This window comes from Komagataeibacter sp. FXV3, from assembly GCF_015155755.1.
GTDB lineage: Bacteria > Pseudomonadota > Alphaproteobacteria > Acetobacterales > Acetobacteraceae > Komagataeibacter.
This window is the reverse complement of sequence record NZ_VWPI01000158.1, coordinates 21583-27763: the sequence shown is the minus strand read 5'-3', so window position 1 is coordinate 27763 and position 6181 is coordinate 21583. Positions and strand designations below refer to the sequence as shown.

At 64.1% G+C, this 6181-nt stretch carries 8 protein-coding genes; 6 read left to right on the top strand and 2 right to left on the bottom strand.

Annotation, left to right across the window (positions count from 1 at the left end; all coding sequences use genetic code 11):
• The 3 genes from F1542_RS14665 to hpf form a co-directional block, all read left to right on the top strand.
• The coding region (locus F1542_RS14665) for an LptA/OstA family protein (protein WP_193733684.1) at window positions 1-931 on the top strand (931 nt) is incomplete at its 5' end.
• The gene (gene lptB / locus F1542_RS14660; RefSeq protein ID WP_193733683.1) at window positions 928-1707 is read left to right on the top strand and encodes an LPS export ABC transporter ATP-binding protein; all 780 of its coding nucleotides are present in this window, start codon (window positions 928-930) and stop codon (window positions 1705-1707) included. The genes F1542_RS14665 and lptB, both read left to right, overlap by 4 nt.
• 285 nt (window positions 1708-1992) lie before the next feature.
• On the top strand, window positions 1993-2619 hold the full coding sequence (gene hpf / locus F1542_RS14655) for a ribosome hibernation-promoting factor, HPF/YfiA family (RefSeq protein ID WP_193733682.1): 627 nt from the start codon (window positions 1993-1995) through the stop codon (window positions 2617-2619).
• A gap of 112 nt (window positions 2620-2731) precedes the next feature.
• Here hpf and F1542_RS14650 read toward each other — a convergent pair whose 3' ends face one another.
• Both F1542_RS14650 and F1542_RS14645 read right to left on the bottom strand, forming a co-directional pair.
• Complete coding sequence (locus tag F1542_RS14650; RefSeq protein ID WP_193733681.1) at window positions 2732-2986, bottom strand: DUF1150 family protein; 255 nt, start codon at window positions 2984-2986, stop codon at window positions 2732-2734.
• 84 nt (window positions 2987-3070) lie between these two features.
• Window positions 3071-3547 carry an Hsp20 family protein gene (locus tag F1542_RS14645; RefSeq protein ID WP_193733688.1) on the bottom strand — a complete coding sequence of 159 codons (477 nt, stop codon included), beginning with the start codon at window positions 3545-3547 and terminating at the stop codon, window positions 3071-3073.
• 214 nt (window positions 3548-3761) lie between these two features.
• Between F1542_RS14645 and def the strand changes: the two genes are divergently transcribed.
• The 3 genes from def to truA all read left to right on the top strand — a co-directional run bounded on the left by def (window position 3762) and on the right by truA (window position 6136).
• Window positions 3762-4304 carry a peptide deformylase gene (gene def / locus F1542_RS14640; RefSeq protein WP_193733680.1) on the top strand — a complete coding sequence of 181 codons (543 nt, stop codon included), beginning with the start codon at window positions 3762-3764 and terminating at the stop codon, window positions 4302-4304.
• Between the two features lie 82 nt (window positions 4305-4386).
• Window positions 4387-5322, top strand: a complete 936-nt coding sequence (gene fmt / locus F1542_RS14635; protein ID WP_193733679.1) for a methionyl-tRNA formyltransferase — start codon at window positions 4387-4389, stop codon at window positions 5320-5322.
• Complete coding sequence (gene truA / locus F1542_RS14630; protein ID WP_193733678.1) at window positions 5315-6136, top strand: tRNA pseudouridine(38-40) synthase TruA; 822 nt, start codon at window positions 5315-5317, stop codon at window positions 6134-6136. Before fmt ends, truA begins: the two co-directional genes overlap by 8 nt.
• Window positions 6137-6181: the final 45 nt, after the last annotated feature.

Genomic DNA, 6181 nt, shown 5'->3' with positions numbered 1-6181 from the left:
CATAACGGACAACGCGCCACAGGCGACAGGCGACACCCCACCCGCCGCGACACCGCAGGCCACGCCAGCGGCACCGGCAGCACCTGTCACGCCAGCCGCCCCCGCTGGCGCCGATCCCGATGTGGACACCAGCCTGACCACGACATCCGACACCCTGCCGCAGGACATGCCTACGCCCGATGCCCCGGCGCCAGCGGGCGCTCCCGGCGGCCAGCCCGGTCCCGCCACGGGAAATGGCGCGGACGGTGGCGACGGATCGGGTGGCGCCAGCGAGGTCTACCGCCTGGAAGCAATCGGCCATGTCCATTCCTTCAACACGAATGACCAGGCATGGGGCGACCATGCGGTCTATGACGTGGACCAGGCGATCCTGGTCATGACCGGCCAGCACCTGAAGATGACCACGCCACAGGATATCCTGACCGCGCGCGACGTGCTGGAATACCATTCGCACGAACACATGTCGGTCGCCCGTGGCAACGCCACCATGACCACCAATGACGGGCGGCAGCTGCGCGCCGACGTACTGGTCGGGTATGACAGGCCAAAGGCGCAGCGCAGCAACCCGCGCGGCGAATGGGACGCCACCCACCCCGATGGCAACGCCCCGCAGGGCGCAACCCGCGTGGACGATCGTCCGGCCCCCGGGGCCGGGACGGTCGACCATGTTGATGCCTTCGGCCATATCGTGATCCGCACCCGCACCGAGACCATAACCGGCGACCGGGGCGTATACGTACCCGATACGGGCATTGCCCGTCTGGTTGGCAACGTGCATATCACCCGTGGGGAAAATCAGGTCAGCGGCACGTCGGCCATCGTGAACATGCACACCGATATCGCAACGCTGACCGATAACCCCGGCTCACGTGTCAGCGGCCTGGTCATTCCGAACCAGGCGGGCAAAGGTGACAAGGGATCAGCAAGATGAACACGACATCCCCGGCCGACCAGGCCACCACCGAACAGCCGATCCCCGCAGCCGATGCGGGGCTGATCGCCAGCGGTATCGGCAAGAGCTACAAGAAACGGCAGGTCGTGCGCGATGTCTCGCTGCAGGTCCAGCGGGGCGAGGCCGTGGCCCTGCTGGGTCCGAACGGCGCGGGCAAGACCACCAGCTTCTACATGATCGTGGGGCTGGTGCGCCCCGACATGGGCACGATCACGCTGGATGGCGCGGATATCACCCAGTTGCCCATGTACCGCCGCGCCCGCATGGGCATTGGCTACCTGCCGCAGGAATCGAGCATTTTCCGTGGCCTGAATGTTGAACAGAACATCATGGCGGCGCTGGAGATCGTGGAACCGGACCGGGACCGGCGGCAGACGATGCTCGATGGGCTGCTGGGGGAATTCGGCATTACCCGGCTGCGGCATTCATCCTCCCTCGCCCTGTCGGGTGGTGAGCGGCGGCGGCTGGAAATCGCCCGCGCGCTGGCCAGCCAGCCGCATTACATCCTGCTGGACGAACCGCTGGCCGGTATTGACCCCATCGCGGTGGGCGAAATCCGTGACCTTGTCGCCCATCTGAAGGATCGCGGCATCGGGGTGCTGATTACCGATCATAACGTGCGTGAGACGCTGGAAGTGATCGACCGGGCCTACATCATGCACAGCGGACAGGTGCTGACCGAAGGACGGCCCGAGGAAATCGTGGCGAACGAAGACGTGCGCCGCGTCTATCTGGGTGAAAAATTCACGCTGTAGGTCCGCATGCACCACCCCTGTGTGACAGGGCGCATGTGCAAGGGGAAGGCCAAGGAAAAAACCTGTGGTCTTTTATGCAAGGAAGGCATGGACAGCAACGGTGCAACCATGCCCAAATGTACCCGTTCGGGACCATGTGCCCGACAGGCACAACGCAACCGCCACCAGCACGCAGCCCGCATGGGAGCAGGATCGTCCCCCTCAATTTCATGACCATTGACTGAAACGACCGTATTCCGTCTCCCGCATGCGACTGCGTTGTGATCATGTAAGGAGTTACCCCTTATGCACATCAGTGTTGCCGGAAAGCAGATCGACCTGTCCGATGCCCTGAAACACCGGGTAAGCGCCCATCTGGACCGCATTTCGGAAAAGTATTTCGGGCAGGCCATGGAGGCACGCGTTACCTTCAGCCGCGCACGTTCGTTTTTTACCTGTGACATCAACCTGCACGCCACACGCGGCCTGACCCTGCGTGGTGAGGGCGAGGCGGCGGACGCCCACTCCGCCTTTGACGACGCAGCCGAACACATTGCCCGGCGCCTGCGCCGTTATCACCGCAAGGCCACGAATCACGGCCACCTGAAGGTCCGCCAGCAGGTACCCGAAATCGGTCGTGGCTATGTGCTGCGCCCCGGCATGGCCGAACCGCTTGCCGCCGCCGAGGAAGACGGCATGGCCGAGGATGAGGACGCGGCGCTGCCACCCGCCGGTCCCTATGCCACCATCATTGCCGAACATCCGACCGAGATCCCGGCCCTGAGCGTGAGCGAGGCCGTAATGCGCCTTGACCTGGCGGACAGCCAGATCCAGCTTTTCCGTAACACCAAGACCGATACCGTCAACGTGCTGTACCGCAGGCCGGACGGCAATATCGGCTGGCTTGACCCATCCCTGCGTCAGGCCGGCTGACACGACAGGCCAGTCCGCCGGATCCGCGCGGGCTGGCAGCACCCCATAATGCAAATGGCCCTGCCCCGAAAACCGGGACAGGGCCATTGCCTTATCTGGTGTAATACAGTGCCTAGTGCAGGGGCACCGGCATCATTTCGTGCTGGAGAATGGCGTTTATGGCCGTCTCCCTGTCGTCCGTCACCGCCATGGGGGTGCCGTCGGCGGCATGGATGGCAAACCCGGCTTCGCCCTCGACTTCCACCGCACGGATGTAGGCCACCGATTCCATACCCAGACCGCGCAGTTCCGAGGTGCTGATGACCGGTGCGGCATTCACCACATCATTCTGCAGCAGCACCCGGCCATTCTGTGTTGTGACTCTCATCGCGTTCTCTCCTGCATCATGAAGGGACGGTCGTCCCTTCCCATCTGCATCGCAATATGGGCCGTTACATTACGGCGTACGCTGTTATTCCTCGTCAATGACCCTCACGACACGTTGCTTGCGTCCGGCGGGTACGTCCACCACCGGCGCCACACGATCGCGTGACGGTGGGGCTGCGGGCGCGCGACCGATCTCGATCTTGCGCACACGTACTTCCGGCTGCGGGCGGGCCAGTTCGATATGCAGCAGGCCGTTATCCATCCACGCGCCACCGACCTCGATTCCCTCGGCCAGTACGAACGCCTTCTGGAACTGGCGGGCGGCAATGCCACGGTGCAGGAAGATCCGTCCCTGCCCGTCGTCGCTCTGCCGGCCACGAATGACCAGCTGGTTGTCTTCCTGTGTGATATGCAGGTCTTCCATCACAAACCCCGCCACCGCCAGCGTAATGCGCAGGGTCGTGGGGCTGACCTGTTCTATATTATAGGGCGGATACCCGTCCGACGCGTTTTTAGATGCGCGTTCAAGCATCTGCTCCAGATGGTCAAACCCGAGGAACATGGGTGACCCGAAAACTCTACCCGACAAATCGGCCTCCTCTGCTGCGAGCGAGACAAGAAACGAAAAACGGACCCGAAACAGCATCCGCATCCCGTCCCTTCACGATATGGGAGAATAATAGCCATGCGCAAGGGGAGGATACCACGCACGCACCATGGCATTTTGGCCGCATCCCCTCTGGCATCCCATGTGGGGACACGCTAAATGGCAGTCTATGATTGATCATGATGTCATCGCTCAGGCGACCCCCATGCCGATCCTGGTCGCACCCCAGGCGGTCCTGCGCCAGAAAACCCGCCTTGTCCGCCCCGAGGACATGGGCGAACTGCGCACCATCATTCCCCGCATGTTTGCGGCCATGTACCAGGCCCCCGGCATCGGCCTGGCCGCCCCGCAGGTCGGTCTTGGCATGCGGTTTGCCATCGTGGACGTGGCTGACAAGGACGAGGCGCGCAACCCGCTGGTGCTGATCAACCCCGAAGTGATCGCCGAGACGGACGCCATGGCCGTGCGTGAGGAAGGCTGCCTGTCGCTGCCCAACCAGTATGCCGAGGTCATCCGCCCTGAAGCCGTGCGCGTGCGCTATCAGGACATGGATGGCAAGATGCAGGAACTGGAAGCTGATGACCTGCTGGCCACCTGCCTGCAGCATGAGATCGACCATCTGGAAGGCATCCTGTTTGTCGATCACCTGTCCACACTCAAGCGCAACATGATCATGCGCCGCCTGGCCAAGGAACAGCGCCAGAAGCACTGATCGCGCCGGTCGCGACCACACAGTCCGGAACCGGGGGTGACACCAGACGGGTTCCGGCCCAGCCTGAACGGATTCCAACGCCATGCGACTGGCCTTCATGGGTACGCCTGATTTCGCGGTGCCCGCCCTGCGTGCCCTGCATGAGGCCGGGCATGATATCGTGACCGTCTACAGCCAGCCCCCCCGCCCTGCCGGGCGTGGAAAGAAGCTGCGCCCCTCCCCCGTGCAGACTGCTGCGGAAGAACTGGGGCTTCCCGTCCGCACGCCACTGTCGCTGCGGCGCAATGTGGAAGAACACGCGCATTTCCGTGACCTGAAGCTGGATGCCGCCGTGGTCGCGGCCTATGGCCTGATCCTGCCGCTGGCCATGCTGGACGCCCCCGCGCGGGGTTGCCTGAACATCCATGCCAGCCTGCTGCCACGCTGGCGCGGCGCAGCCCCGATACAGGCCGCCATCCTGGCCGGTGACAGCGAAAGTGGCGTCACCATCATGCAGATGGATGCAGGACTGGATACCGGCGCCATGCTGCTGCGCGACCATGTGGCCCTGACAGCGCACACTACCGCCACCACGCTGCATGATGACCTTGCGGCCATGGGCGGGCGGCTGGTTGTCGATGTCCTGAACCGTCCTGCCTTTCCCGGCACACCGCAGCCTGAAGCAGGCGTCACCTATGTCCAGCGCCTGAGCCGTGAGGACGGGCGCATCGACTGGACCCGTCCCGCCGCTGACATTGACCGGCAGGTACGCGCCCTGACGCCGTGGCCCGGCACCTTCACCACGCTTGATGGTCAGACCATCAAGATCGGGGCCGTCAGCCTGACGCCGGATACAACACGGGTAGCAACGGGTACGGTAGTGGATGATCGCCTGCTGGTGGCCTGCGGCAATGGCACCGCGCTGCGCATCACCCGCCTGCAGCGTCCTGGACGCGGCATGATGGAAGCCGCCGATTTCCTGCGCGGGCAGGCTGTCGCCCCCGGCACGTGTTTTGGCACAGAGACGCCCAATGTCTGAAGCCCTGCCCGCGCGTCCCGGTGACGCCGCCCCGCCATCGGTCTGCCGCTGGGCGGTGCTAATGGAATATGACGGGCGCGGCTTTGTCGGCTGGCAACGCCAGCAGGCGGAACACCTGACCTCGATACAGGGCCTTCTGGAAGATGCCGCGAAGAACCTGACCGCCGGACGTACCGTGCGCAGCATCACTGCAGGCCGCACGGATGCGGGCGTGCATGCCAGCGGACAGGTCGCACATCTGGATTTCCCGGCCGACGTCACACTGTCTAGCGCCACGGTGCGGGACGGACTGAATTTCTACATGAAGCCCCACCCGGTCGTGGTGCTGATGGCGCGCCCGGTGCTGCCGCACTGGAATGCACGTTTTTCCGCGTGTTCACGCGCCTATCGCTACCGGATCCTCAACCGTGCCGGCCGCCCGGCGCTGGAGGAAGGCCATGTCTGGCATGTCCGCGCACCGCTGGATGCGGATGTAATGCACAGCGCTGCCCAGTCGCTGGTGGGACGACATGATTTTACGTCCTTCCGTGCCTCGGCCTGTCAGGCGCGCAGCCCGGTGCGCTCGATCGACCGGCTGGAGGTGCGGCGCGCAGGCGAATATGTGGTGATTGAAGCCGAAGCCCGTTCCTTCCTGCACCATCAGGTGCGCAACATGGCCGGGACGCTGAAACTGGTCGGTGAAGGCCGCTGGGCACCGGAACGGGTGGAACAGGCCCTTGCGGCGCGTGACCGCCGCGCGGGTGGTCCGACCGCCCCGCCGGAAGGCCTGTGCCTGACCGGTGTGGGTTACGAGGAAAATCCCTTCAGCCGCTGACCTGCGTGGTAACCAGCAAAAGTTTTTGGTGAAGCTTTTTCCCAA